34 protein-coding genes are annotated in these 24,418 nt (G+C 65.2%); 4 read left to right on the plus strand and 30 right to left on the minus strand.

The annotated features are described in order from the left end of the window. Positions 1–48: 48 nt before the first annotated feature. The 8 genes from IC535_RS07710 to IC535_RS07745 form a co-directional block, all read right to left on the minus strand. Positions 49–1,245, minus strand: a complete 1,197-nt coding sequence (locus IC535_RS07710) for a site-specific integrase (protein WP_228884077.1) — start codon at positions 1,243–1,245, stop codon at positions 49–51. Continuing rightward, positions 1,245–1,466, minus strand: a complete 222-nt coding sequence (locus IC535_RS07715; RefSeq protein ID WP_228884078.1) for a hypothetical protein — start codon at positions 1,464–1,466, stop codon at positions 1,245–1,247. The genes IC535_RS07710 and IC535_RS07715 overlap by 1 nt, the downstream gene beginning before the upstream one ends. Next, positions 1,463–1,666 (minus strand): DUF7696 family protein, encoded by a 204-nt coding sequence (locus IC535_RS07720; protein WP_228884079.1) that lies wholly within the window; start codon positions 1,664–1,666, stop codon positions 1,463–1,465. Before IC535_RS07720 ends, IC535_RS07715 begins: the two co-directional genes overlap by 4 nt. Continuing rightward, positions 1,666–1,944 (minus strand): hypothetical protein, encoded by a 279-nt coding sequence (locus IC535_RS07725; RefSeq protein ID WP_228884080.1) that lies wholly within the window; start codon positions 1,942–1,944, stop codon positions 1,666–1,668. The genes IC535_RS07720 and IC535_RS07725 overlap by 1 nt, the downstream gene beginning before the upstream one ends. Next, entirely contained in the window at positions 1,941–2,321 is a 381-nt protein-coding gene (locus tag IC535_RS07730; protein ID WP_228884081.1) for a hypothetical protein, read from the minus strand. The genes IC535_RS07725 and IC535_RS07730 overlap by 4 nt, the downstream gene beginning before the upstream one ends. Then, the gene (locus IC535_RS07735; RefSeq protein WP_228884082.1) at positions 2,314–2,730 is read right to left on the minus strand and encodes a hypothetical protein; all 417 of its coding nucleotides are present in this window, start codon (positions 2,728–2,730) and stop codon (positions 2,314–2,316) included. The genes IC535_RS07730 and IC535_RS07735 overlap by 8 nt, the downstream gene beginning before the upstream one ends. A gap of 71 nt (positions 2,731–2,801) precedes the next feature. Next, complete coding sequence (locus IC535_RS07740) at positions 2,802–3,074, minus strand: hypothetical protein (RefSeq protein ID WP_228884083.1); 273 nt, start codon at positions 3,072–3,074, stop codon at positions 2,802–2,804. Beyond that, positions 3,071–3,322: a hypothetical protein gene (locus tag IC535_RS07745; protein WP_228884084.1), complete on the minus strand. Its 252-nt coding sequence runs from the start codon at positions 3,320–3,322 to the stop codon at positions 3,071–3,073. Before IC535_RS07745 ends, IC535_RS07740 begins: the two co-directional genes overlap by 4 nt. A 382-nt stretch (positions 3,323–3,704) precedes the next feature. Here IC535_RS07745 and IC535_RS07750 point away from each other — a divergent pair, with 382 nt between their 5' ends. Continuing rightward, the gene (locus IC535_RS07750) at positions 3,705–3,992 is read left to right on the plus strand and encodes a type II toxin-antitoxin system RelE/ParE family toxin (protein WP_228884085.1); all 288 of its coding nucleotides are present in this window, start codon (positions 3,705–3,707) and stop codon (positions 3,990–3,992) included. 147 nt (positions 3,993–4,139) lie between these two features. Next, positions 4,140–4,442, plus strand: a complete 303-nt coding sequence (locus IC535_RS07755; protein WP_228884086.1) for an addiction module antidote protein — start codon at positions 4,140–4,142, stop codon at positions 4,440–4,442. A gap of 89 nt (positions 4,443–4,531) precedes the next feature. Here the strand turns inward: IC535_RS07755 and IC535_RS07760 are convergent, their stop codons facing one another. The 5 genes from IC535_RS07760 to IC535_RS07780 all read right to left on the minus strand — a co-directional run bounded on the left by IC535_RS07760 (position 4,532) and on the right by IC535_RS07780 (position 8,342). Beyond that, positions 4,532–7,234 carry a toprim domain-containing protein gene (locus tag IC535_RS07760; RefSeq protein WP_228884087.1) on the minus strand — a complete coding sequence of 901 codons (2,703 nt, stop codon included), beginning with the start codon at positions 7,232–7,234 and terminating at the stop codon, positions 4,532–4,534. Positions 7,235–7,241: 7 nt separating this feature from the next. Further along, positions 7,242–7,460 (minus strand): hypothetical protein, encoded by a 219-nt coding sequence (locus tag IC535_RS07765; protein ID WP_228884088.1) that lies wholly within the window; start codon positions 7,458–7,460, stop codon positions 7,242–7,244. Further along, a complete protein-coding gene (locus IC535_RS07770) occupies positions 7,457–7,777 on the minus strand; it encodes a hypothetical protein (protein ID WP_228884089.1) in 321 nt (106 codons plus the stop codon). Before IC535_RS07770 ends, IC535_RS07765 begins: the two co-directional genes overlap by 4 nt. A gap of 12 nt (positions 7,778–7,789) precedes the next feature. Then, entirely contained in the window at positions 7,790–8,053 is a 264-nt protein-coding gene (locus IC535_RS07775) for a hypothetical protein (RefSeq protein WP_228884090.1), read from the minus strand. A 73-nt stretch (positions 8,054–8,126) separates the two neighbouring features. Then, complete coding sequence (locus tag IC535_RS07780; RefSeq protein WP_228884091.1) at positions 8,127–8,342, minus strand: DNA-binding protein; 216 nt, start codon at positions 8,340–8,342, stop codon at positions 8,127–8,129. Between the two features lie 84 nt (positions 8,343–8,426). Here IC535_RS07780 and IC535_RS07785 point away from each other — a divergent pair, with 84 nt between their 5' ends. Together IC535_RS07785 and IC535_RS07790 are read left to right on the plus strand one after the other, a co-directional pair. Beyond that, entirely contained in the window at positions 8,427–8,894 is a 468-nt protein-coding gene (locus IC535_RS07785) for a helix-turn-helix domain-containing protein (RefSeq protein ID WP_228884092.1), read from the plus strand. Between the two features lie 129 nt (positions 8,895–9,023). Beyond that, entirely contained in the window at positions 9,024–10,415 is a 1,392-nt protein-coding gene (locus IC535_RS07790; protein ID WP_228884093.1) for a PIN domain-containing protein, read from the plus strand. Here the strand turns inward: IC535_RS07790 and IC535_RS07795 are convergent. From IC535_RS07795 to IC535_RS07875, 17 genes are all read right to left on the minus strand, one after another. Beyond that, positions 10,408–11,412 (minus strand): phage late control D family protein, encoded by a 1,005-nt coding sequence (locus tag IC535_RS07795; protein ID WP_228884094.1) that lies wholly within the window; start codon positions 11,410–11,412, stop codon positions 10,408–10,410. The two genes, IC535_RS07790 and IC535_RS07795, sit on opposite strands and share 8 nt — an antisense overlap. Continuing rightward, positions 11,409–11,801, minus strand: coding sequence for a phage tail protein (locus tag IC535_RS07800; protein WP_228884095.1), 393 nt, complete (start codon positions 11,799–11,801; stop codon positions 11,409–11,411). Before IC535_RS07800 ends, IC535_RS07795 begins: the two co-directional genes overlap by 4 nt. A gap of 10 nt (positions 11,802–11,811) precedes the next feature. After that, positions 11,812–14,682, minus strand: a complete 2,871-nt coding sequence (locus tag IC535_RS07805) for a phage tail tape measure protein (RefSeq protein WP_228884494.1) — start codon at positions 14,680–14,682, stop codon at positions 11,812–11,814. 64 nt (positions 14,683–14,746) lie between these two features. Continuing rightward, a complete protein-coding gene (locus IC535_RS07810) occupies positions 14,747–14,863 on the minus strand; it encodes a GpE family phage tail protein (RefSeq protein WP_228884096.1) in 117 nt (38 codons plus the stop codon). 8 nt (positions 14,864–14,871) lie between these two features. Beyond that, complete coding sequence (locus IC535_RS07815; protein ID WP_228884097.1) at positions 14,872–15,219, minus strand: phage tail assembly protein; 348 nt, start codon at positions 15,217–15,219, stop codon at positions 14,872–14,874. Positions 15,220–15,272: 53 nt separating this feature from the next. Then, a complete protein-coding gene (locus tag IC535_RS07820) occupies positions 15,273–15,782 on the minus strand; it encodes a phage major tail tube protein (protein ID WP_228884098.1) in 510 nt (169 codons plus the stop codon). Positions 15,783–15,807: 25 nt separating this feature from the next. After that, positions 15,808–16,974 carry a phage tail sheath protein gene (locus IC535_RS07825; protein ID WP_228884099.1) on the minus strand — a complete coding sequence of 389 codons (1,167 nt, stop codon included), beginning with the start codon at positions 16,972–16,974 and terminating at the stop codon, positions 15,808–15,810. A gap of 15 nt (positions 16,975–16,989) precedes the next feature. Beyond that, entirely contained in the window at positions 16,990–17,349 is a 360-nt protein-coding gene (locus IC535_RS07830; protein WP_228884100.1) for a GPW/gp25 family protein, read from the minus strand. Positions 17,350–17,487: 138 nt separating this feature from the next. Then, positions 17,488–17,946 (minus strand): hypothetical protein, encoded by a 459-nt coding sequence (locus IC535_RS07835; RefSeq protein ID WP_228884101.1) that lies wholly within the window; start codon positions 17,944–17,946, stop codon positions 17,488–17,490. An 8-nt stretch (positions 17,947–17,954) separates the two neighbouring features. Further along, a complete protein-coding gene (locus IC535_RS07840; RefSeq protein WP_228884102.1) occupies positions 17,955–18,524 on the minus strand; it encodes a phage baseplate assembly protein V in 570 nt (189 codons plus the stop codon). A gap of 5 nt (positions 18,525–18,529) precedes the next feature. After that, positions 18,530–19,144: a hypothetical protein gene (locus IC535_RS07845; protein ID WP_228884103.1), complete on the minus strand. Its 615-nt coding sequence runs from the start codon at positions 19,142–19,144 to the stop codon at positions 18,530–18,532. Positions 19,145–19,153: 9 nt separating this feature from the next. Further along, positions 19,154–20,608, minus strand: a complete 1,455-nt coding sequence (locus tag IC535_RS07850) for a phage tail protein (RefSeq protein ID WP_228884104.1) — start codon at positions 20,606–20,608, stop codon at positions 19,154–19,156. Further along, entirely contained in the window at positions 20,605–22,020 is a 1,416-nt protein-coding gene (locus tag IC535_RS18785) for a phage tail protein I (RefSeq protein WP_306433045.1), read from the minus strand. The genes IC535_RS07850 and IC535_RS18785 overlap by 4 nt, the downstream gene beginning before the upstream one ends. Next, the gene (locus IC535_RS07860; RefSeq protein WP_228884105.1) at positions 22,013–22,903 is read right to left on the minus strand and encodes a baseplate assembly protein; all 891 of its coding nucleotides are present in this window, start codon (positions 22,901–22,903) and stop codon (positions 22,013–22,015) included. The genes IC535_RS18785 and IC535_RS07860 overlap by 8 nt, the downstream gene beginning before the upstream one ends. An 81-nt stretch (positions 22,904–22,984) precedes the next feature. After that, the gene (locus IC535_RS07865) at positions 22,985–23,452 is read right to left on the minus strand and encodes a phage virion morphogenesis protein (RefSeq protein ID WP_228884106.1); all 468 of its coding nucleotides are present in this window, start codon (positions 23,450–23,452) and stop codon (positions 22,985–22,987) included. After that, positions 23,445–23,936: a phage tail protein gene (locus IC535_RS07870; protein WP_228884107.1), complete on the minus strand. Its 492-nt coding sequence runs from the start codon at positions 23,934–23,936 to the stop codon at positions 23,445–23,447. Before IC535_RS07870 ends, IC535_RS07865 begins: the two co-directional genes overlap by 8 nt. Further along, a complete protein-coding gene (locus IC535_RS07875) occupies positions 23,929–24,411 on the minus strand; it encodes a hypothetical protein (protein ID WP_228884496.1) in 483 nt (160 codons plus the stop codon). The genes IC535_RS07870 and IC535_RS07875 overlap by 8 nt, the downstream gene beginning before the upstream one ends. Positions 24,412–24,418: the final 7 nt, after the last annotated feature.

Genomic DNA, 24,418 nt, shown 5'->3' on the forward strand with positions numbered 1-24,418 from the left:
CGCCCTCGGGGCGCCTTTTTTGTGTCGCCGGAAAAATTGGCGGAAAAATTACGAGGTTCCACGCTCAAGGGCACTTCTCACGCCCGGCGGTTGCACCACCGGCACTTCGTGGTCGTAGTGCTGCCGCATCGCCTCGGTGACGTGGCCGCCGGCGGACTTGTTTTCGCCATCGGTGATGCCGCGATGTTTCAGCCCATGCAGGGCGAAGCGCTCCGCCTCGTCTATCACCTTCTCCCGGATTGCCCTGGTGATGAACCGCTGCCATGCGCTGTCCAATGCTGATTTTGTGATGGGATTCCCACCGCGTTCCACCAGCAGAAAGCGATCACTGGCGCGCAGCGGAACCGGGCGCACCCGACCCTTCCGGTTCCATATCCGATGGCGCCGGGCCACCAGTTGGTCCCATGCCTCGACCATCGCCGCGTCCCATTCGGTCAGATTGTCGCGCGACCCCTTCCGCCGGTTGCTGTGGACTCCCTCGGCGTGGCGATGGGCATCCGTCAACGTGCAGACCTCGATACCGCGTAGCCGCACGCTGTACGCGAGGACCATCACGGGGGCAAGGTAGTCGGGGAAGCTGCCTTTGACATTGGTGGAAAGGGCGCCGCGCTCGCGCGCGAAGGCCAGCACGGCGCGAAATGCCTCCTGAGAGGGCATGCGGGAATCGCCCCGCTCCTTTGCCTGGCGCACGCCCTTTGCCGGGTTGGACTGGCAGTAGCCCATGCGTACGCCCCAGGACAGGGTGAGCCGAAGGTAGCGGTGGAGGTGGTTGGCCTTGCTGGGCGTCGCCGGCAGCGCTGGCTGCGAGCGATTTGCCGGCCTGCCGGCGGCGAAGGTCTCGACCAGGCGCTGCACGACCGGCGTGGTGATGCGGTCGACCTGCATCGATCCCAGCAGGGTGCCGTCCTTGCGGACGTAGTTGGCCAACACCTCGGCGTGCCCCTCGTAGTTCTTCCGTGTGCCGGCCGCCAGTCCCCGGAAATCGCTGGACTGGTGGTAGCGGTCAAACAAGAAACGCAGGGTGCCCCGGGCGGCGCCGGCGCCGAGTTCTTCGACGATGGCGTGCAGTTCCGATAGGCGGGCACTGGCGTGGGCGACCGTGCGCTTGATGCGCCGGCCGCCCTCGGCGTGATCCTGGTAGATGAACCATCGGCCGTCGTCCCAGTAGATTCCCTTTGGCAGGGCATCCTGCTCGATGTGCCCCGGGATGGCGGGGTTGAACTTCCTTTTTCTGCCGCGTGTCATCAGATGTTGTCCTCTTCCCGTACGTCCTGCTGTAGCGGTTCGACGAGGCCCAGTGCTGCGTTCAGGGCATCGAGCGTGGTCCAGATCCCGCCGTGGCGGTCGTACTTGTACCGGATTCCCTGTCGATCTGCCCAGCGCCTCACGGCCGCCGCCCGGGGCGGCGGGCCATGCGGCGTGCACAGTTCCTGCAGGACGTTGAATTGCACAATGCGGCTGCTCAAAGCTCGGACGCCTCCATCCACTCCCGCCGGCGAACCCACTGCCGGCGCATTTCTTCCCGTAGGGCTTCGGCTGCAGCCGGGCCACGTTTGCCCGCGATGCGGGCAATCAGTTCGTCGACCCACCTGCCGCTGCTGTACCCCTGCCTGATCCAGTGGCGGGCCTCGCAGGCCCGCCGGTGCGCTTCTGTGGCGTCATCCATTACCCGGTGCTTCTATCGCCCAGGCCAAGCCCCAGCTGCACCACGTTGCTTGCGGTGGGCGCAACTTGCACAGCGCGCCCGTAAACCCGCGTCCACTCCTGCAGGGCCAGGTGCGGGCTGGGGTGCTTCTGGGTGTGACCGCACAGGCATTCGATGAAGTGGCCACCGCCGGCGCTAGGCCGCCGGCGGTCCTCCATCAGCCGGGCGACGTGCTTGGCCTTGCACGCCGGCAGCGGCCAGGGCGCGGTGATCTGGCGCAGTGTCGTGTGGTACTTCATCGGGTCACCGCCAGCGCCGCGTCGAAGTCGTGCGCGGCCAGCACCGCGAGGGCGGCATCCACCTGCCGGGTGGCTGCAATCAGTTCCTCCGCATAGACGCCGTTGGACGCGTTGAGCAGGAAGCGCTGACGGATGACCGCATCGATCACGCCGGACATCATCACTTCTCGGGCGGAAAGCGGCTCAGTGGAGCGCATGTCTGCGGTCCGCGCGGTCAGCGCCGCCGCCAGCGCTTGATGGGCCTGGTGCACACCGACGACACGCTCGTACGGCGGCAGTTCGGCCGCATATTCGGCCTGGTCGGTTAGGCGCTTGACCAGTTGGCGGGCGTTGGCCGGCATTGCTTCGCAGGTTGGACAGGGCTTGCGGTCAAACACGGTCTACCTCCTGGGCGGCGGCGGCGATAGCCGCGGCTGCGGCTGCACTGGGCTGGCGCGGCAGCATGTTGGCGATGCCGATCGGTACGCCGGCACGGTCCAGAAAGTCGGCCAGGTCCGGGCTGATCGCGCCCTTCTCGTAATCGAACACGGGCGGGCCGCCGGCCAGCACCCAACTGCTGGGGCTGCGGCGGCGCCACCGCTGTTCGACCTTGCGGACCGCGCCCATGGTCAGGATTGCGGTGACGACGATCTCACCATGGCTGATCGAGAACATCAGCACGGCGGTGCTGTCGGGGTGCTGTGCAGGGTCGAAACCTAGGTGCGTGCTAGCCTGCGCACCGGGTCCGGTGTCGGCCCCCTGCGAACATGCGGCGGTGGCTGGGGTCAACTCAGTCTGCTGGTTCATGGCTCTTCCTCGAGCTTCGTGGTGGGAAGGCCCAGCGGTGGCGTTGGCGCGCCACCGGCCGGACCCACTTGTTACAGGGTGTCGGCCAGGTCTTCACCCGGCAGCTGGTCGGCGCGGTGGGCATTGCCCAGGATGCCGCGCAGATCCTCGGCGACGTAGGCCGCAATGGCGGCGACGTGGTCGAGGGTGATTGGCGAGGGCTGGCTGGTATCGAGCAGTGCCAGCAGGTCGATGGCCTGCTGGGCCTGCCAGAGACGGTCGATGTCGTGTTCGTGGATCACGAAGTGGATGCTGTTCACCACGTCCGCCGCTGTGCGGGTGCCGTTGCGGGTGTAGGCGCTCACTGCAGCGACCCCCGGCCGGAGTTCGGGGCGGTGGCTTGGCAATGCTCCCACCGGGCTTTGACCTGGTCGATGGCGATCTGGATCTCGCCCAGAGTCAAATCTGCCGGCGTCCTTCCAACGCCGAGCAGGCGCGCAAAGAGACCCTGCCAGCAGGCGTGGTTCCATTCGGTGGTGTCGGCGATCTGGCCGAAGAAGTGTGCGAGCTGGCGCGCGGCGTGCGCGGGCGCAACTTGGGTGTCGTGTGACATCGAAGACGTCTCCTACGTTCGAGATTGGACCTCGGGGAGACGTTCTTACGCGCCGCACCGAGGGTGTCGGGAGGTTAAGAACCGGAACGTAGACCGGCGGGCAGGTTTCCCCTTGCGGGTGTTGTATCGCTGCCGCCCTCCCGACGCAGAAGACGTCGGTGCGCCAGAATTGCAGGCGCAAAAAAACCGCGATGCTGTCGGGCGCGGTTGCCGCTACGTTCTCGGAGTTCTTAATCTCCTTGCGGCGGACTTTGCCCTCGTTATCTGCGGGTGTCAAGCACCACGTAGTCGACCCAGTGCCGGCATTCAGTGCAGAATGGCGTGTAGCCGGGCGGCTACAAATTGCTTGACGATGTGTAGCCCGTGGGCTACAGTTGGGGCCATGGAAACGAAGCGCACCCCCCAGTTCACCGCATGGATCGACGGCCTGAAGGACATCACGGGGCGCGCTCGGATTCTGGCCCGCATCCGGCGGCTGGCCGACGGCAACCCCGGCGACCACCGGAACCTGACCGGCGGTATTTCGGAACTGCGCGTCGATGTGGGGCCGGGGTACCGGGTGTACTACACCCAGCGGGGGAACGAACTGGTCATCCTGCTGGTGGGCGGCGACAAGGCCAGCCAGCAGCGGGACATCGACAAGGCGAAGGAATTGGCCGGCAACCTCTGAGGGGCGGGTCTGAGCAACACGCAACGCTGAAGTATCAAAGACACTGAAGAACGAAGCGAACGAAGCGAACGAAGCAAACGAAGCAAACGAAGCAAACGAAGCAAACGAAACAGACGAAACAGACGAAACAGACGGAGCAACAAAGTCATGGCAGCCAAGAAGAAGATCCAGCTGGAGGCGTTCGACGTCGCCGAGCATCTGCGCACCCCGGAAGAAATGGCCGCGTACCTGGACGCGTGCATCATCGAAAGCGATGGCGACTCGGCGTTCATCGCCAAGGCGCTTGGCGATATCGCCCGCGCCCAGGGCATGAGCAAGGTTGCCCGCGACGCTGGTGTGTCGCGCGAGAGCCTCTACCGCGCCCTGTCCGGCGAGCGCAGCCCCGACTTCGCCACGATCCTCAAGGTGACGCGCGCCCTCGGTGTGCAGCTGCACGCGAGCGCGGCCTGACCGAAGGCGCGGGTGGCGCCGGCCGGTGAGGCTCAGATCGGGGCTGACCTGGCGCGCAGTCGTTGGGGATCGGGGCAGCGGTAGCGTGGTCATGCCTTGAACACCCAGCATTTGACCGTGGCGGCGGCGCCCATGGCGCCCTGGCGGATCGCGCTATTCACCGCCACGTTGCTGTCCACGCATTTGTGCCGCCGGGAATCACGCAGTAGTGAGCGCAGCACCTTGAGGTCTGCCAGCTGCTGGGAATGGTGCGCCGCCTTGGCGGCAAACTCGTTGAGGTTGATGGCGATCCGCGACGGATCGCGCGAATGGTTGACCGCCGGCAGGCCACCGTTGGTGGTTTCCAGATACTCGTAGACCTCCCAGAACTCGTTGACCAGGGCGTTGTCGGCGCTGACCGCACTTTGGCGCTCCATCGCCGCTGTCACCAGCGCCTCGCGGGTGTCGACCACGATCTGCTCCGGAATATCTATCACCACACGCAAGGCGTCGAACAGCGCCAGCATCTGGGCGTGGTTCTTGATGACGCGTTCCATGCGTAGATCGCCACGATCACGCAGCTTGGCCTCATAGAAGCGGACGCGTTCTTTGAACGCCTCCAGCACCTGGCCCTCGGCCCGCACTGCTTTGATCAGAAAGTGGCTCAGATCCTCGACCTGCAGGGAATTCAGGTTGTCCGCAGCGATGCGGCTTTCCGTGGTCACCTGGGGCTTGCGGAAATGGAGCTTGACGATACGGGTCAGGATCGCCTCGCTCGCGTCCACGGCGGCGTTCTGACTGATGCAGATGGTGCCCAGGAACGGTGGCTCGTAGGTATCGTTGCCCCCATTGCGCACGCCGCGCGTGGCGAGCGTGCCGCCGCCGTAGTAGTCCTTGAGTTCGTCCCATTCAAACGACCTCGCATGCGCCCTGTCGGCGTCGCTGCGGTCGGCCTCCAGCAGCACCACCGGCATGCCGGAGATCTGGCCCATGGCGCGCGCACGGCCCGCCTTCGACGACTTGGCCGGGTCGAAGCCCTCGTAGTCGCTGCGGCCCAGCAGCTTCCATAGGAAGGTCAGCAGCGTCGTTTTGCCCGCGCCGGCTTCGCCCGTCGCTTCCAGGAACGGGAACGACTTGGTGCTGGCGCGGATCTGGTTGGCGAACAGGGAGCCGAACCAGAAGGTGAGGGCGACCATGCCGTGCGTGCCAAAGCACGTCCACAGCCAGGCCAGCCAGTCGGTGCGGAACTTCTCGGCGTCCCGCTGGATATCCAGGCGAATCGACTTCTGCGTGGTCTTCACCCGCAGCTTCTTGAACTCGAAATAGTCCTCGGCGTTGGCGATGCTGACTTCGCCGTCGCGCACCGCGATATCGCCCAGGATGTAGGACGCATGGTCCGCGCTGTACCCGACAAAGTCGATGGTCTGGACCTTGGTAATGTTGAACAGGACATCGCGGATGATGCAATCCAGCTGGTGCCCCGAGCCGGTGAACACCGCGCCTTGGGCCATGCTGATGAGGCGCTTCTTGAATTCGCTCGCGCTGGCAACCTGGGCGCCAGTGAACGTGCCTTTTACCGGCGGGTCGTCATGGGGGAAGCTGACCCTGAAGAAGTACCAGCTTTCGTCGGTTTTCTCATGGCTCTGGAAGTACAGCGCCTCCGGGTAGCAGTTGGCGATTTCCTCGACGCTACTGCACGCGCGGCGGATCTTGTCGGCCTCGTCGTGGTCAAGCTCTTCGTCCGGGTCTTCCTTCCGCTTCGCCCGCTCCTGGCACAGCTTGTCGAACTTCACGCTGTCGAAATGGAACCAGTACAGCCGCGACCTGTGTTCCAGGTGGAACTCCCGGCGCTGGGTGTGCGCGTACATCAGCGCGCCCTTTTCGATGGCAGTCTTCGCCAGCAGCAGGTCGCCTTGATAGCGCGCCTCGGTGATGTCGGCGTGCCACTGCGCATGCTGCTCGTCGGTTCCGCTCGCGGCCAGGGCACGCAGGTGCAGGTCGTTCCAGTCGGTCTTCCTGCCCGCTTGCTGGGGGATCAGGGCGGCGCGGCACTTGAATCCCATGGCCTCGGCGCGGCGGACGTGCTTGCGCACGTACTCGCGCGCCGCCGGCTCGTTGTCATAGGCCCAAACCAACACCGGGAGGTCATTGCGGCGCAGGTCGAGCAGTGCGCGCAGGGACTGCTCAGGGAAGGCGTTGCTAGACATGCCAGATACGGCGGTGTTGCCGTGCTGCATATGGGCAATGGCGTCGAAGATACCCTCGGTGATCCAGACTTCCTTGGCGGTGGGCAACTGCTCGGCCGCCTTCGGCGCGATCCACCACACGCCCGCGTAGCTCTGGCCCGGCATGAAGCGGGCCTTCTGCTTGCCGAAGCGGTGGGCACGGTCGATCAGGCGCTCCCAATAGCCCCCTTTCGCCAATGCGAAGCGCACGGTGGCGGTGCCTTCGCCGATCTTGCGGTCGTGGTAGCTCTCCTGCGAATACAGGCCGCGCAATGGGGCCAGGTCGAAGCCACGGGAATACTGTAGGTAGGCATCGGCGGCGGCGTTGGGCGCGGCCTCCGTGCGCTCATGGCGCTTGGACCAGTCGTCGAACAGATCCTCGTATACGTCCTTGACGCTCACCTCACGCCCGCACTTTGCTTGCCGGCCACAGCGCAGCACCCACGGCTTGAGGTGGCTGGTGTAAAGCTCCTTCTTGCCGCAGGAAGGGCACCTGCCCCCGCGCACGTACTCCGTTCCGGGCCGGTGCTTCAGGCCGTAGTCCTGTTCGATGCGCTGCAGGACGTGCTGGCGGATGTCTTCTTGCATGGTCGGTTCAGGCCTTGGCGTTGCGGCTGGTGTTGCGCTTCTGTGCGCCGTGGCTCGGGCCAGCGATGACCTCGACCTTGCCGCCGGCTTTGCGGAACGCGGCGACCTGGGCGGCCAGTGCAGCGGCCTGGTTGGCTTTCTCGGCCGGGTCGGTGGGCACGTAGCCACTCGGCCCAGGCACGAAGAAGGGCTGTTGGGCGGTGGACCAGCTGTCGCGCTGTGTCATGGCGTGCCTTCAACCTGATGCGAGTCGTCGTCGATCAGCCCCAGCCCCTGGGGCGGATTGTTGATCTCGACCACGCCGTAATCGTTCAGCTCGATGCCGCGATTGGTCGCCTCCAACAGCAGGTCATTGGTGGCTGCGCACCTGACGAGGCCGTGGGCCATCAGCTGCCACACAGGAGCGGCGGTGAAGGCCTCGCCCGCCTCGGCTTCGCGGCCGGTGTAGCCACGGGGTCCGACAATCAGTCCGCCGCAGCGGATCGTGGATTGCAGGCAATGCTTTGCCGTTGGCGATAGCATCGCCAGTTCAAGAACAGCCATGGTTTTGTTACCTCAGTGGTCGGCGGTGAGCGGCAGTGCATCCAGCAGATCGGGCTGATTGCCGTTTTGCTGCATCCGGTGGGCGCGCTGTGCGATCTCGCGTGCATGCGCCGGGCTTGGGGGTAGATCGCTGGGCCGTGCATGGGGCAGGCCGCTGGGGCTGGCGACGCCGGTCAACTCGGTGTGGCCGGTAAAGGCGGCCGAGCAGACCGGGTTGGTGCAGTTGAAGGAGTCGTGACGCAGATGGTCGTGGCTCAGGTGGCTGGTGCGCTTCACCAGCGGGGCAAGGCAGAAGTCGCAACGGAAGACCACCTTTCTACGTGCACCGTACGGAGACATGTGCGGGCCCTCAGTTCGATGCGGTGTCGATGGTGCCGGCCTTAATGCCAAGCACCACGGCCGCCCTGTGTGCTTCGCCGCGCCGGCCCTTGTTGCGGCCCGACAGCACCAGCCAGGTGGCGCGCTTGTCGAGCTTGTGCATGCGGGCAAACTCGGCGATTGAGATGCCCTGCCGGTCGAGTTCTTCCCGCACTTCGGGTGCGGTTTTTAGAGAAGGTTTGGACATATCGGGCACCAAAGTGTGATTATTGTGTACTTGGGGTAACGATAGTGCGAAAAAACGCACTAGTCAACATGGAAGGTACGAAAAATGTCACTTATTGAGGATGCGAAGCACGGTGTGGGCGCACGATTGCGCGTCGAGCGGGAGCGCCTGGGCATGAGCCAGGACGAAATGGGCACCCGCGCCGGCAAGAATAAGAACACCCAGATGCGTTACGAGACGGGGGTGAACGCGCCTACGACCGCCTACCTGCACGATCTTGCCGACCTGGGCGTGGACATCGGCTACGTGCTGACGGGGTTTCCCACCGAACTGCTCGATGAGGATGCGGAGATTCTGGCCCGGTTCCGCGCCGCGACGCCGGAACTGCGCTTTGCCGTTCGGCTGATGTTGACGGCGCCGCAGGAAGCCGCTGCGCGGCAGGCCAGGGCGAACACCCCGGCGCTGGTGGGCGGCAACAATTCCGGCCAGGTCAATGCGGGTACGGTCACACAGGGTGATGTCAGCTTCCAGATCGGTTCGCGCAGCAAGGGCGGCGGCAAACGGTCGAGCTGAACATCGGTCAGCTGGTGGTAGCTGTCGGGCATCCTATCGGCCGGCATGGCACACCATGTAGAGTCAGGCACGACAAAAGCCGCAGTCGTTGCCAATCGTTCAAGTTGAAGGGTAAAGGAAGATCACAACGTGAAGACTCTCTTCGAAGGCTACTACGATCCGAATGAGGCGGAGATTCGCGCCTTGTGGGCTGACGCATTGATCGTCTTAGATACCAACGTGCTGTTGAATTTGTATCGTGTGTCCAACAAGGCACGTCGAGAAGTCATGGCGATTCTGGATTCACAAAAGGACCGTCTCTGGATTCCCTATCAGGTCGCCGCCGAGTTCCAGCGAAATAGACTTAAGGCGCTTCGAGAAGAGTACGACAAGGCCAAGGCCCTCGCTGCAAATGTCAACAAAGCGCATGCGGCGTTTCGGCAGAGCATCCAGAGCGTTCAGTTCAATGAGCGCGGGGGCGGCGAAGAGGTTGATGCTGTGATGAAGAAGATCGCCGATAACGTCTCCGAGCTGTCGCAGTTGGCGGGAAAACTGGCGGATGGCTACCTATCGCCCAATGAGGCAGACGGCATCAACGACTTTCTAACTGAGCTCTTTAATGGGCGGATCGGGGCGCGGCCGCGCGACCAAGATGAGCTAGAAGCGCTCTACCAAGAGGCAGAGGCAAGATACGCCGTGGGCATGGGGCCAGGTCACCTAGATCGGGCCAAGGCTGGTGACAAGTATATGATCGACGGGCTTATCTATGACCGCCAGTACGGCGACTATGTTCTCTGGACGCAGCTACTGGCGCACGTTGATAAGGTGAAGCCTGATGGAATCCTGTTGATCACGTCCGACGTCAAGGAGGACTGGTGGCTGGACACAAAGTCTGTATCGGGTCTCAGGCCTCAGCCAGAACTAGTGATGGATGTGCGCCGGCGCGGATGTGACGGGCGGTTCTGGATGTACACACTTAGCGATTTTGTGAAGAAGTCGAAGAAGTACCTCGATTCGTCCGTGTCCGAAGACACAATTTCGGACGTGGAGCAGGCAGATCAGATCGCCGCCGACAGTTACGTGGTAGATCTTCAACTCAAGCATTCGATGAGGGACGCCAGTGGGGGACTCACCGGGGCGGTCGTAGGCATAGGGATGATTGGAGATGCGCTAGGTGCAGTGCGATTCCGTGTGGCACGGCAGGGTTTTATTGTGGCTTCGGTACCGCTTGGTGACGGGAAGAGAATGCAGAAATATGCTCTGGTCAACGTCTCCACCTGGCCGAAAGAGAACCCGTCCCTGGAAGGGCTTGACAACTACATTGCCGTTGCCGAGAGCGCGGTCGTAGAGGCGGATGCAGTGGTTCTTTACGGCTCGGATGTCTCGGTAGAGTTCTGGAGTCGCAGTAGATGGGCCACCGCAGTCGCGTTCAGAATTTCTGCGGAGGTGCCCTACCCAGTGCTAATCCAAGGGGCCAGCTTTACAGATGATGGTGCGGTACTGACGACCATTCTCGATGAGCGAAATGGTGCTCTTATATAGCGGGCGCGGTGGTAGCGCGCTCAAGCTCTAGGCCCGTGCAAAAGCCTGCGCCGCCGTCGATGGTGTGCGTCGCCTTGATCACCAGCCAGGCCGTACCGTCGATTTCCGGCTTGAACCCCGCGACATTCACCGTTTGACCGGGATAAAGATCGGCACGGCCTAACGCCAACTTGAGCGATAGCGTGGCGGTGCCCCGCGCCAGGCGCCGCAGCTCCGCACCAGCATGCTGCCGCGCCTCGCGCTCGCTGGCGTAGGTGGCCTGCAGCTTCTTTTCGTTCTCGGCACTGCCGACAAGCACGGACTTGCGCCGCGCTGCGCCGCGATCTCCCCAGTACGCGCGAATCCCCGTGACGGCGTCGCGGTCTGCGACGGCGTAACGGTGCGAATCGCCCGATGCGCGGGTGAGTCGCTGCACAGGCAGCTGCAGCCCACTGGAGGTGGTCGTGCTGGCGATGGGGCTGAAGATGAGCGTTCCGGCTTTGATCGTTGCCACGGCATCGAAGCGCCTGCCCAGCCGAGTGATGAGGTTCACATCGCTCTCGTTCGCCTGATCCAGATGGGGTAGGGCGATGGTGTCCAGCGTTGGCCCCACCGCCAACTTCAACGAGTGATCGCCGGCTAGCGTGCGCAGCACCGTACCCAGCGTGGTGTCGTGCCAGCTGCGTTCGCGCCGGGTGCGGATCGAATGGGTCAGGTCCGCGCTGCGAGCGCGGATGGTGACGATATCGGGCGGGCCGCTGTGCTCGGCCTCATCGACGACGAACATACCCTTGTTAACGATGCCGGTGTCGGCCCAGCCGAACGCGAGCGCCAGGGTCACACCGCGACGCGGAAGCGCCAGGCGCCCATCATGGTCGTGCAGCCGAAGGTCGACCTGGTCGGCTTCATCCCCACGGCTCTCGGTCAAGGTCAGATCCAGCAGGCGCGGGGCGATGCGGTCGGTGATGTCGACACCGTCCAGGGTCGCCCGCCACTGGGGAATCGGGTAGGCGTTCATGCGCCCTCGGCGTCGTCGTCGGTCCGCGCAAGTTGCAGCTGGAACTCAATCCGGCGCGGCGTCCCATCGGAGAAGAATTCAGACCGGCCCTCGTTGATCGACAGGATGACGTACGCGCCGTAGACCATGCCATTGCCTTCGACCAGCGCCAGTGGCCGGCCCTCGGCGGCCAGCTCGCGCAGTGCATCCAGGGTGAGCAGATCGTCGGTTAGCTCGGCGTGGATGACACCCGACAGGTCGATGGTCTCCTCGCCAGGGCCGACGTACTGCCGCGCCGCCCGCGCGCCGACCCGCTCGCTGGTCGGGTGGCGCCAGGACATCTGGCGTTGCAGCTGCTGGTAGGCAGCGGTGGAGAGGGAAAAAACAAACGTTCCCAGGGACATCATCATGTGGCGGGTCTCAATCGGTCAGGCGGCTGTTGCGGCGCGAAGCATTCTCGCGGTCGCGGCGGTCCAGCTCGGCGCGCACCGCCAATGCAATGGCCTGCGGGTCGGCGCCGGCGGCGGCGTGGATGTTGATCTCATAGGTGTTGCCACCTGCAGCCGCGCCGCCGGCGCCGACTGTCGACGGCGCCATGACCGGACTGCTGCTGACCGGCACCACAGGCGCTGCGGCGGCCGCTATAGCTATACCGGCACCAACGCGCCTCATGCGGTCGCCGAGGCCCGCCACGGACTGCAGGGCGCGATCCTGGCCCCTGTTCAAACCGCCGGCCAGGCCTTGCATTGTGTAGTCGCCCAGTTGGGCGAACACGCGTGATGGACTATGGATACCCAGCATGCCCTTGAACGAGTCGATGGCACCGCCGGCAACACCGGCGATGCTGTCGCGCACGGCGCCAGCCATCGAGCTGATGCCGCTAACCAGGCCGCGCACCATGTCCACGCCGGCCTGCATCATCCGCGCCGGCCAGCCGCCGAGCAGCGTGCTGATGCCGTTCCAGGTCTGGATGAAGCCTTCGCGCAGCTTGTCCCCGTTGCCGGTGAAGATGCCCACGATGATTGCCCACGCGCCCTGCAGGAACGTCCAGGCGCCGGTCATTGTGGCCTTGATCGCCGGCAGCAGGAACATGAAGGCATCCACCAACCAACCGATGGCCTTGACCGCCGCGCGCAGGTTCATGGTCAGCACCGTGCCCAGGATCTGGCCGAATCCGCGGCCGGCGCTGGTGGCCCCGGCCAGCTGCTCGGTAGTCGCCTCGAACGGGGCGAACAGCTGCTTGACCCAGGCCCATGCCTTACCCATCGCAGCGGCCACCTGATCCCATACCGGACCCAGTGGCGCGAGCGCAGCGCTCAGTTCGTCAAGGATCGGCCCGACCACATCGCCGATGCCCTGCCACATGCCGATCATGAAGGCCTTGATGGGGCCCCAATACTTCCAGACCAGTACGGCGACCAGTGCCACCGCCGCGCCGATGGCAAGCACCGGCGCGCTGATCCCGCCCAGCAGCGGCAACAGCATGCGGCCGACGTTGAGTAGCATCGGGAAGGCACGTCCCGCCAGCGACAGCACGCGGGTGACCAGGCCACTGAAGCCGCCGGCATTACTGAGCAGAGCGATGGCGCCGTGGATCTGAGAGAAGGCCATCGACACCACACCGGCTGCCACCAGCAGGCCGCCCAGCACGGTGACCAGGGTTGTGCCCACAATCGCGGCTTTGGCGAGCGACTTCACCAACTCCGGGTTCTCGCGCACCCAGTCGATCACCCGCTTCACGACCACGGCGGTGCGCTCGGCCAAGACCTTGAAGTCCGGAAGCAGGGTCTCGCCGATGGCCTGCGCGGTCACCCCGGCCGCGTTCTTCAGCAGCTGCAGCGCGTTCTCGGACGTAGCCACGCGCGAGGCGTACTCGGCGTTCATCGAGCCGCTGTACTTGGTGGCGTCGGTGACCTTGTCGAAGTTGGTCTTGAGCAGGTCCAGGTTGGTCAGCAGGGGCGCGATCGCGCCCACCGACTCGCGCCCGAATAGGGTGGTCATGGTGGCCGCCTGCTGGTGCTTGGGCAGCTTCTTCAGCTTCTCCAGGACTGACAAGATCGCGCCGCCCGCATCCTTCTGCATGGCCTTTGCCATCTGCGTGGCATTGATTCCCAGCGTGCTGAACGCCTCCACCTGGCGCTTCGTCGCCGCCTCGCCTGAGCCGAGCGTCAGCAGCATGTTCTTGATGCCCGTGGCGGACACTTCCGACTCGATGCCCATGCCGGCCACGGTCGCGCCCAGCGCGGCCAGCGGCCCACTGCCAAGGCCGGCGACTTCGCCCAGGGCGCCGATGCGGTTAACCACCTCGCTGATCTTCTGCACGCTGGCTGGGCCGGTGTTGCCGAGGTAGTTGATCTTGTCGGCGAGGACTACCACGTCGTCCTGGCCCATCCGGAACGCGGTCCGCCACGTCGCCATGGTCTGGCCGGCGTCCTCGGCGGTGGAGTCGAACGCCACGCCCATCTTGGCCGCGTCCTGCGCAAAGCGCACCAGCTCACCCTTGGCGATGCCGGCCTGGCCGGCGGCGGCCACGATCTTGGCAATGTCGGTGGATGCCATCGGCAGAGCCAGCGACAGGTTTTGCACATCCCGGGCCATCTGGGCGAACTGTTGGGGAGTATCGAAGTCCACCACCTTCTTCACGTCAGCCATCGCCGACTCGAAGCTCATGGCCTCTCGCAGCGGCAACGCCTGGGCCATCAGCGCACGCTGCCCGCCGAAGGCCATACCCATGCCCGTGGCGGCCATCCCGATGCCCGCGCTCTGCAGCTTCCCTGCGCGCTCCTTGGCCTTGGATGCCAGGGCTAGGTGCCGCTCCTGCTTGCGGATGCTCTCGGTGGTGCGCGCGATGTCGGCGCGCAACCTGCGCTCCCCGGCGGAGAGGTCGCGGGTGCTGATTCCCGCCCGCTTCAGGCCATCACGCAGGCGCTGCAACTCGGCGGCCTGCTGTCCCTGCTTGGCCTTCATCAGCCCGGCGACGCGCGTGGCGTCCTTGAACTCCTTCGTCAGCGCCCGCGACGGCCCGGCGGCCGACTTCATGCGGGCGGCAAGTTCACTGACGCGGGCTTGCTGCTCGGCGTAGGCCACGGCGGACTGCCGCGATACAGCGGCCTGCTGCCGGAAGGCACCTAGGTCGCGCTGGGTGGCGTTGAACTTGCGTAGGGCATCGCGCGATTGCAGCAACTGATCGGCTACGCCTTTGCTACTGCGCTGGATCTTGCGGAACGGCGCAGTCACCTTGTCCATTGCGGACAAGATGACCTGCATCCGGAGGCTGTCGGCGGCCATCAGCGCAGCCCCTCGGTGTGGGCCGCCGGAAGGTCACGGCGGGTCGAAGGGGCAGCGCTGGAATGGGTCATGGGTGGTTTCCGCTACGTTCGACGGCTCGCTCCCGCCATTCCATCAGTTCGGTCACCGTCCAGCGTTCCATCTCGCTGGGCGGGAAGTGGAAGATGACGGCCACATCGGCCATCGCATCCTCTACGCGTTCAGGGATTCCCGATCCGCCTTCTTCATGAAAAAACCGGCAATCTCGGTGCCCAGGGACACCAAGTCGGCCGGGTCCAGCTTGTCGACATCAGCGGTGGTCAGCGTCGGGAAGGTGATGCGCGGGGCCAGGGTGCGGATCGCGGTCACGTCCATCTGCAGCAGGTCCAGCAGCTTCACGCCGCGCAACGAGCCGGCGTCCGGCTTGCGGACCTGCAGCCTGTCGATGACCTGGTCGCCGCGCGTGATCGGGGAATCCAGATCGATAGTGGTGTAGTCGGGTGCACTGACCTGGCCGGTGGAGGTGTCCAGCACGGCGGTGTCGGGGGTCTTGCGGCTCATGGTGTCTCCGGAGGGGAAGCAAGGCCCGGCGATGCCGGGCCGTGGTGGGCGGGTCAGATGCCGATTGCGCGGCGCTGTTCCTTCAGCAGATCCACACCGTTGACGATGAAGATCATGGCAACCATGTCGATCTCGATCTCGGTGCGGCCGTTGATGGACAGCTTGTAGTAGCTGGCCGTGGTTTTCACGCTGAACTCCGTGTCGTCGCCGACCTTACCGGTGCCGGCGTCGATCTCGCTGTGGCGACCGCGCATCACGATCTCCACCGCGTCCACTTCGCCGGTGTCGTCGCGCTGGTAGGCGCCGGCGAAGCGCAGCTGCACGGCGTTGTGGCGGTTGGCGCCGTACTGACGCAATACTTCGCGGGCGAGACCGCCGCACTTCCATTCGGCCTCGATCTTCTCCTGGCCCATGTCGATGTCGACGGGGCCGGCCATGCCGCCGCCACGGTATTCCTCCATCTTGCGGGTCAGCGTGGGCAGCTTGAATTCGATGACCAGTCCACGATAGCTCCCGCCGTCGTTGAACAGGTTGAGGTTCTTCAGCTTGCTGGGCATTGCCATGTTGTGGGTTCCTCAGTAATGCCGGTCAGCCGTTGATGCGGCTAGGGAAATCGGCGAAGTAGCGGTCAGTGATGCGCTGGTTCAGCTGCAGGTTTTCCAGCGGCGGCACAGGCGTGAAGTCGTATTCGATGACCAACTTTCCGCCCGACAGCGAGGTGGGCAGGTTCGCGGCTTCGTCGTACCAGGCGTTGGCGTCGATGATGTAGCCGTTGTTCTTCAGCTCGCGGAACTTGGCGTTGATGCTTTCCAAGATGTCCTTGACCTGGCTCGGATGCAGCGGCTTGTCCATGTAGGTCAGCATCGCGTCGGCGATGGTGTCGGCCAGGATCTGCGCCGTCCGGGTTGCGGTCTCAAACGCGAACAGTGGGTCGCTGCTCAGGGTGCGGTTGCCCCAGAATCGATAGCCGTTCACGTTGACCAGGGTGGTCACATCCTTGGAATTGAGCAGGCCGGCATCGGTGTTGGGGTCTTGCAGATCCCAGTGCACGTCGCGGCTGATCCCGGTCACGCCCGAGACGGGCACGTTGGAGATCGACTTGTGCCAGCCCTGTTCCTGGTCGATGCGCGCGCGCAGGCCGGCGGCTCGGGCCGTGGCGTAGGCCATTGCCGGCGCGTTGGTGGTGGAGTCCCAGGCGACGAAGTCCGGCCAGATCATCATCAGCTCACGCTCGCTGAACTGATCGCGGTAGACGATCACATCGGACACCTTGCCGGCGGCCGAGGCGCTGACGTAGGCCATCGCACGCAACGTCTTTGCGATGGGCGCCAGCGCGGTGACCACCTCCTGCGTGTCCATGCCCGGAACAGCCAAGATGCGCGGCTTGACGCCCAGCTGCGCCTCGGCGACCAGCAGCGCATGCATGCCGGTGTAGGCTCCCGTGTCCTTGCCGCCGATGATGTTCGTGATGGTGTCCGGTTCGGCGGCGCCCTCGGCGACGCGCACCACCACGGTGACGGGGTTGGATTGGTCGGCGATGCCGCGCAGGCTGGCCGCCAGCGTGCCCTTGGTGCCGGCCTTGGCGACGGCGCCGCGTACATCGGTCAGCAGTACGGCCTTGTTGAGCGGGAACACCGACTTGTCGGCGTCCTCGGCGGTGCAGACGATGCCCAGGATGGCGGTGGCCACCGTTCGGATGGAGCGGGTGCCGCCGGTGACTTCAATGACGCGCACGCCGTGGTGATATTGGTCCATTGCTGGTTCCTTGGGTCAGGTTTCGCGGTAGCGGAGGGGGACGGTCAGCCGGGTGAACTCGTTGGACTGCAGGCTGCGTACACGGCGGCAGGTGACATCGAGCACGAACGCGCCCGGGCGGTCGCCGCGCGAGAGCGCCAGCTGCTTGATCTGCAGGCGGGGCTCCCAGCGCATGAGCGCCGTGGCAGCGGCGCCATATAGGCGCAACTGGGTGGTGCTGTTGAACGGCTGGTCGACCAGCTCGGGCAGCAGCGAGCCGAAGTCGCGGCGCTGCACCCTCGTGCCAATGGGCGTGGTTAGGATGCGTGCGATGGACTGCACCAGGTGCGCGTCATCGTCCAGCCAGCGACCAGTGCTTGCATCCATACCCCTCATCGCGCCGCACTCCGCAGGGGAGCGCAACGGCGCGGGAGGGGCAGATGGGGCGAGGTCAAAGCCATGACCTCATTCTGTTGACGGGCGTCGCCGAAGGCGCCCCTGTCTGCATGTATCAGCTACGCAAACACCAACGCCCTATGAAAGGCCGGAGATATCCGGCAGTCCCACGGGCGGAAGCTCTGGTGGCTTGGGTAGCTCGGGCATGGTGATGGTCGGCATCTCGATGCTGCAGGAGCCGATGCGCGACGAGGCCGATTCAATAGCCGCCTGCAGCTTGGCGATGGCCGCGGTGATCTGTGCGATCTGCAGCGGCAGCACCAGCATGGGCTTCACGTAAGGCTGCAGAAAGGCCGTGATGAAGTCGGTGATCCACGTGACGATCTGTGCAGGGTTGACGCCAGGCGGGCTGAGTAGCGCCAGCATCGGCTGCAGCGCCGACATCTGTGCGCCGATGCCGGCGAGCAGGGCGTTGGCCGACTGCATAGCTTCATCGGTGAGAGCCTGCAGTTCAGCGCAGGACTGCACCGCATTGATCTGGTCGGCCAGGCGCTCAAACGTTTCGGCGTTGAAGGGAAGGGAGCCTTGTGGGTTCATGGGGTGTCTCAGTAGATGTTGGTGACGCTGCCGCGCTCTACGCTCACGACCTGGCCGGTACCGGTGGTGAAGGTGCCGGTAGCGCCGGTGCCTGCGGACACGTTGCCATCGGCCGCGACGCTGCCTGTGACGTGAACCGTGGGCGAATCCAGCACCACCGCCGCGCTCGCATGTACCTCGGCCTGCTGGCAATTCACGATGACCTGGCCTTTGCCGACATGCACGGACAGGGTCGAGGTTGCGTGGTTGAACTCGACCACGCTGCCGTCTGGATAGGTGGTGCGGTCCACGTCCTCGCTGGCGGCCGGTTGGGGGTACTGATCCTGCGGCGCGCTGCCGAGGATGACCGCCTGCGAAATGTCACCGTCAGGGCAAGCCAGTAGCACCTGCTCGCCGATGCCGGGTACAGACCAGGTGCGGCCATTAGGTCCAGCGCGGCGTTCCAGCCAGGTGATCCAGTTGGACTGAATCTCCCCGGTCTGGACGCGCACGCGTGCAGGCATCGCGGGGCGGACGGCGATCACCGTGCCCCAGCGCAGCATGTTGCTGACCTCTGCGGGGATGTCGCCGCGCGCCATGCCGGTCATTCCGCCGCCCGGTCCGGGTTGGAGTCAGTAGGCGCCGGCGGCACTTCAACCGGCTGCGGCCGGGGTATCGGTTCCCACACGCTCTGCGCGTCGCTGTAGCACCACGGCCCCGTGTCATCGCGCGGCGGTGCCTGATCGGTTGCCGTTGCGGGCAGTGGCTCACCCACGGCCAGCTGGGGCAGGTTGCACCCCGTTGCCTTCTCCCAGATGGCGGTCTGACTGTAGTCCGGCACCAGCACCCAGGAATCGAGCGCATCGCTCCACCGGTTTGCGGCCGGCTGGCCCATCGCGACCGGCAGCGGCGCGTCCAGCGTCACCGTCGAGGGCAGCTGATCGCCCAGGGCTAGCGTATTGGGCGCGGCCATGGCGGTGGCTTTGTCCCACAGCATCGCGCTGCGGAAATCGGCCACGGTTTCCCAGGCGGACCGGTCCGCGCTGATGCGCCACCCCTGGTAGCGGCCAGCCTGCTGCACCGGCGGGAAGTCGACCGTATTGTCTGGCAGGGGGCAGCTGCCATCGGCTTCGGGATAGATGCGGATCGGCAGGAGGTACAGGCCGGTCACTTCATCGAACGAGTGGCCGTAGGTTTCATGGGCTTGCTTCAGCTGCATGGTTGTTCCTCAGTAGGCGATGCAGAACAGCATCCGAATGCCGGCAGGCAGATTGCGGGTCGAGCCGGTGGCGGTGACGCTGATGATGTGGGTGTGATCGCCGACCGCCGCGACGGAGACAGCGTGGCTGTGGCCGCCGGCGGCATTCATGCCGACGTTATGACCGTGGTTGCCGGCGCCATCGGTGGTGTAGGCGTGGGAGTGGCCGCCGGCCGGGCTGGTGTAGGGCCACGGGTTGTCGTAGTCGATGTTGCCGCCTGAACCCATGTGACGCGCATAGTCGGCACCCCACGGATACTGGGCGCCGGTCTCGGCGAAGGCGGTGAGGTGCTGGTGATCGCCCTGCCAGCCCGTGCCGCCCGTATGCCCGTGGACGCCCTGGTGGTCGGTCCATGCGCCATGGGCGTGGTCGCCCACCGCCCCTGCGCTGGCCGAGTGTGCGTGCCCGCCGGCGGCCGACGCGCTCGCATCGTGCGAGTGCGACATCACGGCCCCGTCGCTGGTCTGGCCTACCTTGGCCGGGTTGGCCGTGTGGATGATGCCGCTGTCTTCATCGACCTTGGGCAGCTTGAACGTGGTGCCCTCGGCGTTGCCGCCATAGGTGGTGCCGATGGCCGCAAACAGGCGGGGATACGCCTTGCGCAGCAGCTCGCTGCCGTCGCAGATCAGGGTGCCCTGGGGCGGGGCGATGCCGGCGAAGGTGATCACCTGGCCGGGCATATAAGTGCTGGCGGGTACGCCGGTCAGGTTTTCCCAAGCCAGGTAGTGCGAGCCATGCTTGCCGTCCAGCAGGTCCGCATCCAGGCCATTGCCGTCGCCTTCGTCCTTCAATGCGGCATTCTTCAGACCCAGCAGCTCGCGGATTGCCTGATCAGTGGCAGCGGCGATCAGCTTCTTGGCGAACGCGCTGGGAGCGCCCGCACCGAACCGGCCATCGAGCAGTGCCCGCAGCGCCTTCGGGTGAATGGCGCGGGTGGCGTCGAGGCCCCCGGCCGTCTCTGCCGGCGTTGCCAGTTCCAGTGCGCCGGCCTTGTCCTCGGTGCCGATGTTGAGATCGAAGTTGGTATCGCCGAAGGTGATGTCGGTAGCGGCGATGTCAGCGAACTGCAGATCGGCAGCAAGCAGCAGCACTGCCTGGGTGGACTTCTCGGCAAGCACGCTCGGTTGGCCATACACCGCCAGGAGGGTTCCATCGGCCAGGAACAGGCCCATCCCACGTACCGAATAAGTGGCGTCGGTTGCGTCGCGGGCCGTGACGTGGATCGTGTCTCGGGCAGTGGCGCCGCCCTTGATCGATAGCAGGCGGGTGTGTTCGCCCGGCAGGGTCTGCATCTCCCGGTCGGGCTCGATCACCTCGGCGGTAAGGCCAAGCGAATGAGCCAGCACCGGGGCTGTCCCATTCTGCTCGGCGTTGACGATGGCCTCACGGCCACGGCGGGTTACGGTGAATCTCAGGCCGGTCATGGGGTAGTGGTTTCCGTAGCTTGCAAGCGGACAAAGATGCCGACGCGGGCAGCAGCGATGACGCCGACGCGGCCTGCCAGGTTGATGCCCTGGGTGAAGGTGAAGTGGCTGCGCACGGGCTTGGTGAGGTTCACTTCCGCGATCACGTCATCGACGTACTGCGCGGTGGTGGTTTCACCGTCCTGGCCGCCGAGGGTCAAGGTCAGGCTGAAGGTGTGCGGGGTGCCACGCGGTGTGGTCTGCCACCACTCGGTGATCTCCACCGCGCCGCCGAAGCTGTTCACCACATCGGCGATGCTGCGGGCGGTGCCCTTGCGGCGCTGCACGATCAGGGAGTTGGCAACACGGGCACGCTTGACGGCCAACGGCCAGGTATTGCGCCACGTGTCGACGGACACGGTCCAGGCCAGCCAGGGGAGAAGATCCTCCGGACACGTGGTCGGGTTCCACAGCTGCCCCACGACGGAGTCGATGGCGGTGCTGCGGGCGATGGCGGCTTCGGCCAGGCGCTCCAAGCGTGTGGCATTGGGCGGCAGCAGCGAATCGGGCAGGTCATAGGCGATGGTCCCGTCCCAGGTCAGGACGGCACCGACCGGTGGCGCTTCGCCCAACGCGATCTGCATGCGCTCATCCAGCGCGTAGTCGGTGATCGACCGGGCACCGCCCCGCGTCGGGATGTAGGCGGTGGGGCCGGTGGCGGGTTCAAGTTGGGGTTGGGAAACGCGCAGCGTGACGTCCACTGCGCCGTAGGGGGCCACTGCTAGGTTGATGTAGCACTTGATGCCTGCAACATCGGGGTGGGTTAGCTTCCGAGTGATCGATACGCGCTGTAGCGCGCTCGGATTGCCCGGGCCACTGGCGCTGGTGGCAAGGTAGTCACCATTGGCGTTGCATTCGCCCAGCACCAGGCCACGCACCGGGTCGCTGAATCCGGTCACTGGATCACCGCCGATCACCTGTACACCAACACTAGCGGTCCAGAGGCTGTTTCGCGCCGCAGGAACAGGTGTGGCCTGAAATGTCAGGTTGAACAGGCGCTCAACCGGCCCGGTGTTCTTGCCGGCCAGTCGATAGTCGATGTACGGCGTGCCGTCGGGCAGTAGTCCCTTCGCCACCACGTGCCGGGTCCAATTAGCAAACGCCCCGGATGAGGAACTCCAGCCTGGAGGCAACCTTCCGATGCTGGGAATCGTGCCAACGACCGAAGTCAGCACATCGGAGTTCGCCAGCAGGTTGTGCCGCAGCTCCCGTGACAGCCGCAGGCGGCCTCGCCAGTCACGCCGATAGATCGAGGTGATCTCCGTGGCGAGACGGGTGGGCTTGCCCAGGAACGTCGGCGCGAAGACCGACCGCGAGCCATCGCCGATGCCTACCGGCTCATTGATCAGCCGTCTGGTGATCCGCTTACTCATTGCCGCCCACGTGGACAATCTCAGCGCCGGTGCAGTACGCGGCCTGATGCTTGGCAATGAACAGGTCGGCCACGGGTTCCGTCAGCGTCACCCGCTGAACCCCCTCAACGTGCAGTGCTGCATACAGCCCCGAGCGTGGCACGTCACGCCCGAGCCGGTGCAGATCCTCCACATAGGCACGCAGGCGCCGATTCGCTTCCTCCAGCACCACGGTCGCGTCCGGGCCGGCATAGGTGATGATCTCGGCCTTGACCGCGTAGCTCACGTTCTCGACTGCACGGACTGTGACCAGGTCAGTCAACGGCCGGACGTTGCCATCCATAAGTGCATCGGTTACGCGCGCAATCAGCCCGCCGGATGGGATGCCGTCACCGCTGCGCGACAGCAGTGTTACCAGAACCTCCGCCGGGGCGGGGCTCATTGCGCTGGCATCCAGTACGTCAGGGTCTGCCGACAGCGCATGGAACAGGTACGCGCCCTCAGGACCGGCCACGCTGTAGCCTTCCGGCGCCAGCTGCACACGGCGGCGAAGTTCTCCATCGCTCTCCATCACCGCCGCCACGCCAGTCTTCGGCTCAGGCGGAGTGATCTGGTGCCGCACCACACCGAAGAAGGCGGCCAGGTTGTCCAGGTCGGCGCCGCCGGCGTAGGCCAGCATGTTGCCCTTGGCGCGCACGTTGAACGATTCGCGCAGGTGCACCTCTCGATACGCGGATACCTGTAGTGCCACGCTCATCGGGTCCGACTCCAGCAGGTCGCCGTACTCGGGAGCGAGCAGATACAGAATCGCCTTGAGATCGGCATAGCACTGCTCAAAGCTGACCTGAACGGTCAGATCCGGGACGGGCAGCTTCGACAGTTCGACGGCGGTAAAGGTGGACATGGCAACACCAGGCGCAGGGGCGTATCAAGGGTGTCATCGGCCCACATCGGGGGCCATGTCGAGCGTGTGTAGCCGCAGCCTCTACGGATTGCCGGCGGTGAGATGGCTCATGATCGCTTCGTGCACCAGCGCAAGGCTGTCGTTGGAGAAGCCGAGCAGGCGGCGCTGCTCATAGCGGATGCGTGGGCCGCCGCGGCTGACGCTATCGGAGCGGCCCTCTTGATGGATCGTGGCGATGCGGGATACGCGCCCGACGAATCCGACCGACACCTGTTGGGCGCCCGCGCGTACACGGAAGTGCTTGGCCTGGCGCAGCTTGGCGAACATGGCCGCGCGCTTGATGCGACCGGCCTTCTGCCGGGCCGGCGCCGGCTTGCGGCGTGGCGCATAGGCGCTGCCGTCAGGATTGCGCTGTGCGGCGATACGGCGCTGTTCCGCACGCCGCAGCTGCATACCCACGCGCCGGGCCAGGCGTACGCGCTGGGCGGACGCCAGGCGCGCCAGCAGCGGTTCTACCCACTGCTCCAATGCGCGCAGATCCTCAGACAAGTGGGATGTCGGGAAGCGTGGCGACCAGGACTCCGGCCGCGTCGAGCACCGCGCCGCCGGCGAGCGACTGGGCGTGGTAGTCCTCGGTGGGCGGCTCGCCCACGTGGTTCAGTAGGAAGGTGCCATCGGCCTGCGCCACCACCACCACGCGCTCGCTCAGTGGCAGCTTGAGCGCCACGTCGACCAGGTCGTTTGCCAATACGTCGACATCGAAGGCGATGCCATCGCGGTGAGCCGGGTTGGCGAGTAGTTCGGGCTGGTGCCGCGTCACCCACTGCAACAGCGGCAGCATCACCGAGTCGGGACTGCCGGCGTAGTCGGTCAGAATCAGAGAGAGCGTGTAGAGGATCTGGAACGACAAGCCCGGTTCGTAGCTGCTCTGGACCTTGCCGTCTTCCACAAATACCAGCAGGCGGTCGGGACTGTCTAGCAGGCCGGGAACCGCCGCCAGCAGGTGGTCACGCAGCGAGCCGGGCTTAATCATGGGCCTGCGCCTGCCGCTGACGCACAGCGTCCTGCAGGCCGATCAGCTGCTCGCGGATGGCGTGGCAGCTGGTGTAGTTGTCGGCGACGGTGCTGGCGACGGTAGAGAGCGCAATGCTGGCGGCGGGCGCATCAGAATCTCCGGCAGGTCCGGCCAGGGGGCGGTTCTCTGCGGCGGCGTCGTGCAGGCGGACAAAGCCAACAGGCACAGGACAAGCGCGATCAGCTTGGGGCGTGACATAGACGGGAACCTCTTTGACGATGGTGGCGCCGGCCTCGCGGACGTACTGCACCCGGTCGACGTAGCGCGTGATGACCTTGGCGTCGCCGCTGACTGCGTCGCGCTGCTGGATAGCCGCGTCGCGCTGGGCCTCGGCGTGATCGCGCTGGCGGCCAACGCCATCAATTCGTCGCTGCTGGATCAGGGCGACGACGACGCCCAGCAGCGTTACGATCACCAGCAGCGCGGCCAGGATCGCTGCC

It is taken from the genome of Stenotrophomonas rhizophila (assembly GCF_020857975.1).
Taxonomy (GTDB): domain Bacteria; phylum Pseudomonadota; class Gammaproteobacteria; order Xanthomonadales; family Xanthomonadaceae; genus Stenotrophomonas; species Stenotrophomonas rhizophila_C.

Coding starts and splice junctions, on each gene's coding strand:
- IC535_RS07810 (WP_228884096.1), bottom strand. CDS start 14,863: ATGGCCGATGTGGCCGTCATCTTCCACTTCCCGCCCAGCGAGATGGAA.
- IC535_RS07750 (WP_228884085.1), top strand. CDS start 3,705: ATGGAAACGAAGCGCACCCCCCAGTTCACCGCATGGATCGACGGCCTG.
- IC535_RS07765 (WP_228884088.1), bottom strand. CDS start 7,460: ATGACACAGCGCGACAGCTGGTCCACCGCCCAACAGCCCTTCTTCGTG.
- IC535_RS07780 (WP_228884091.1), bottom strand. CDS start 8,342: ATGTCCAAACCTTCTCTAAAAACCGCACCCGAAGTGCGGGAAGAACTC.
- IC535_RS07870 (WP_228884107.1), bottom strand. CDS start 23,936: ATGATTAAGCCCGGCTCGCTGCGTGACCACCTGCTGGCGGCGGTTCCC.
- IC535_RS07825 (WP_228884099.1), bottom strand. CDS start 16,974: ATGGACCAATATCACCACGGCGTGCGCGTCATTGAAGTCACCGGCGGC.
- IC535_RS07860 (WP_228884105.1), bottom strand. CDS start 22,903: ATGTCCACCTTTACCGCCGTCGAACTGTCGAAGCTGCCCGTCCCGGAT.
- IC535_RS07785 (WP_228884092.1), top strand. CDS start 8,427: ATGTCACTTATTGAGGATGCGAAGCACGGTGTGGGCGCACGATTGCGC.
- IC535_RS07795 (WP_228884094.1), bottom strand. CDS start 11,412: ATGAACGCCTACCCGATTCCCCAGTGGCGGGCGACCCTGGACGGTGTC.
- IC535_RS07815 (WP_228884097.1), bottom strand. CDS start 15,219: ATGAGCCGCAAGACCCCCGACACCGCCGTGCTGGACACCTCCACCGGC.
- IC535_RS07725 (WP_228884080.1), bottom strand. CDS start 1,944: ATGAAGTACCACACGACACTGCGCCAGATCACCGCGCCCTGGCCGCTG.
- IC535_RS07710 (WP_228884077.1), bottom strand. CDS start 1,245: ATGACACGCGGCAGAAAAAGGAAGTTCAACCCCGCCATCCCGGGGCAC.
- IC535_RS18785 (WP_306433045.1), bottom strand. CDS start 22,020: ATGAGTAAGCGGATCACCAGACGGCTGATCAATGAGCCGGTAGGCATC.
- IC535_RS07830 (WP_228884100.1), bottom strand. CDS start 17,349: ATGAGGGGTATGGATGCAAGCACTGGTCGCTGGCTGGACGATGACGCG.
- IC535_RS07820 (WP_228884098.1), bottom strand. CDS start 15,782: ATGGCAATGCCCAGCAAGCTGAAGAACCTCAACCTGTTCAACGACGGC.
- IC535_RS07735 (WP_228884082.1), bottom strand. CDS start 2,730: ATGAACCAGCAGACTGAGTTGACCCCAGCCACCGCCGCATGTTCGCAG.
- IC535_RS07840 (WP_228884102.1), bottom strand. CDS start 18,524: ATGGCGCGCGGCGACATCCCCGCAGAGGTCAGCAACATGCTGCGCTGG.
- IC535_RS07845 (WP_228884103.1), bottom strand. CDS start 19,144: ATGCAGCTGAAGCAAGCCCATGAAACCTACGGCCACTCGTTCGATGAA.
- IC535_RS07800 (WP_228884095.1), bottom strand. CDS start 11,801: ATGATGATGTCCCTGGGAACGTTTGTTTTTTCCCTCTCCACCGCTGCC.
- IC535_RS07755 (WP_228884086.1), top strand. CDS start 4,140: ATGGCAGCCAAGAAGAAGATCCAGCTGGAGGCGTTCGACGTCGCCGAG.
- IC535_RS07745 (WP_228884084.1), bottom strand. CDS start 3,322: ATGTCACACGACACCCAAGTTGCGCCCGCGCACGCCGCGCGCCAGCTC.
- IC535_RS07835 (WP_228884101.1), bottom strand. CDS start 17,946: ATGAACCCACAAGGCTCCCTTCCCTTCAACGCCGAAACGTTTGAGCGC.
- IC535_RS07760 (WP_228884087.1), bottom strand. CDS start 7,234: ATGCAAGAAGACATCCGCCAGCACGTCCTGCAGCGCATCGAACAGGAC.
- IC535_RS07850 (WP_228884104.1), bottom strand. CDS start 20,608: ATGACCGGCCTGAGATTCACCGTAACCCGCCGTGGCCGTGAGGCCATC.
- IC535_RS07770 (WP_228884089.1), bottom strand. CDS start 7,777: ATGGCTGTTCTTGAACTGGCGATGCTATCGCCAACGGCAAAGCATTGC.
- IC535_RS07720 (WP_228884079.1), bottom strand. CDS start 1,666: ATGGATGACGCCACAGAAGCGCACCGGCGGGCCTGCGAGGCCCGCCAC.